Genomic DNA, 660 nt, shown 5'->3' with positions numbered 1-660 from the left:
TCATCGGGATTCCTTCGTGGATACCCCGGCCTTCAGGCCGGGGAGGAAACGAAGCCCCTGCGGAGCAGGTCAGGGGAAAGCCGTTCCGCCGCCAGGGCGGAACGGCGTTGTCAGTGGCGGCCGGTAGGTTGATCACGTGCATCTGCGGTACTCCTTCCGGGTCGAGCCCACGCCGGGTCAGCGCATCGCGCTGGCCCGTACGTTCGGCTGCGCCCGGGTGGTCTACAACGATGCGCTCGCCGCGAGGAAGGCCGCCTACCAGACGGACGAGTCGCGGATCGCGACGGGGGTCCTGGCGAAGCAGGTGATCACCGACGCGAAGAAGACCGTCGAGCGGGCGTGGCTGGCCGAGGTGTCCGTGGACGCCTTGCAGTCCTCGCTGCGGGACCTGGACACGGCATACGCTAACTTCTTCGCGTCGGTGTCGGGCAAGCGTCGCGGCCGGAAGGTGGGACTTCCGGTGTTCAAGTCGAAGCGTGACAACCGGCAGTCGGTCCGTTTCTCGAAGAACGGGTTTCGGCTCCGTGACAACGGGCGACTGAACCTGGCGAAGATCGGGGATGTGCGGGTGCGCTGGTCGCGTCCGTTGCCCTCGGCTCCGTCCAGCGTGACGGTGATCAAGGACCCGTCCGGCCGGTACTTCGCCAGCTTCGTCGTGGA

General features: G+C 67.0%; 1 protein-coding gene. It reads left to right on the top strand.

Features of this window, described 5'->3' with window-relative positions; all coding sequences use genetic code 11:
* Positions 1–136: 136 nt before the first annotated feature.
* The coding region (locus tag LG634_RS37560; RefSeq protein ID WP_226741037.1) for an RNA-guided endonuclease InsQ/TnpB family protein at positions 137–660 on the top strand (524 nt) is incomplete at its 3' end.

This window comes from Streptomyces bambusae, assembly GCF_020532645.1.
GTDB classification, from domain to species: Bacteria; Actinomycetota; Actinomycetes; order Streptomycetales; family Streptomycetaceae; genus Streptomyces; species Streptomyces bambusae.
The sequence above is the reverse complement of the archived record's forward strand: the minus strand, read 5'-3'. Positions and strand labels throughout refer to the sequence as shown.